We start from the raw sequence: 1390 nt of genomic DNA, 5'->3' as shown, positions 1-1390 counted from the left end.
GCGGCGCGGTGGGCCAGGCCGTGGGCCCGCAGGTCGGGCAGCCCGTCGAGCACCGTGGCGGTCCGGCGCAGGGCGGCGACGCGCAGCGTGCTGCCCGCGCGGGCGGCGCCGGCGTCGACCCGGCGGTGGACCCCGACGACCAGCGCCACCGTGGTGGCCAGCACCGCGGCGACGGTGGCGGCGGCCAGGGGGTGCACCAGCGCCAGCGCCAGCACGGTGAGCGAGGGGACGACGACGGCCACGGCCAGCGGCGGGCGCACCCGGACGGTGAGGTCCTGGACGACGCCGACGTCGCCGACGACGCGGGCCAGCGCCGACCCGGGCGTGCGGTCCGCGGCCAGGCCCTGGGCGGCCAGCGCCCGCCACACCCGCACCCGCAGGGCCGCGGCCTGGCGCAGCGCGGCGTCGTGGGCGGCCAGGCGCTCCAGCCAGCGCAGCACCGCCCGGCCGAGCCCGAAGAAGCGCACGCCGACGATCGCCACCAGCAGCGTGAGCACCGGCGGCATCTCCGCGGCCCGCACGATCAACCAGCCGGAGACGGCGGTCAGGGCCACGCCCGCGCCGGAGGAGAGCGTGCCGGCCAGCACCGCCCGGCGCAGCGCACCCGCGGTCGGGGCCGGCGCCGGCGCCGCCTCGCCGGCACCCGGCGCACCGACCGCGGCGGTTCGTGCACTTTCCGCCGGGGCGGAAAGTGCACGAACCGCGGGGGAGGGGGTGGGCGTCCCGGCGGGGAGGTCGACGGTGCGGTCGGCGAGCGCGGCCAGGACCGGGTCGTGGGTGACCAGCACGACGGTGACGGTGCCGCGCAGCGCGGCCAGCAGCGCGGCCACGCGGTCGCGGGCGGCGTCGTCGAGATGGGAGGTGGGCTCGTCGAGCAGCAGCAGCCGGGCCCCGCGGCGAAGCCGCACCAGGGCGCGGGCCAGCGCCACCCGCTGCAGCTCGCCGGGCGACAGCGACTCCGGCGCCCGGCCGGCGAGGTCCGCGGCACCCACCCGGTCCAGCGCGTCGATGACGAAGGCCTCGGCGGCGATCTCGTCCAGCCCCGGCTCGGGGTCCGCGTGCCGGCGCAGCTCGTCGGCGACCGTCGCCCCGGTCGCGCGCGGGAACTGCGGCACCACGGCGACGGCGCCGGCCGGCACGCCCGTGACCGAGCCCGTCACCCGTGCCCCGGGCCCGACGAGACCGGCGAGCGCGGCCAGCAGCGTGGACTTGCCCGACCCGCTGGGCCCGGTCAGGGCGATCAGCTCGCCGGGGCGCAGCACGAGGTCCGTGGGCGGGAGCGCGGCGGCCGCCCGGCCCGGGTAGCTGACGGCGAGCCCGGCGACGGCGACGTCGGCGCCCCGCGGGTCGTCCCCGGTGGCGACCGGGGGAGCGGGCGGCGTCGGCGCGG

General features: G+C 81.0%; 1 protein-coding gene. It reads right to left on the bottom strand.

Annotated features, from left to right (window positions below; genetic code table 11):
- Positions 1-1390 (bottom strand): ATP-binding cassette domain-containing protein (locus C5507_RS21995; protein ID WP_158657689.1); only part of this gene is annotated, 1390 nt, incomplete at both ends.

Origin of the sequence: Blastococcus saxobsidens, from assembly GCF_002938435.1 — a bacterium.
GTDB lineage: Bacteria > Actinomycetota > Actinomycetes > Mycobacteriales > Geodermatophilaceae > Blastococcus > Blastococcus saxobsidens.
Note: the sequence above shows the minus strand (reverse complement) of the source record. Positions and strands in the feature narration are given on the sequence as shown.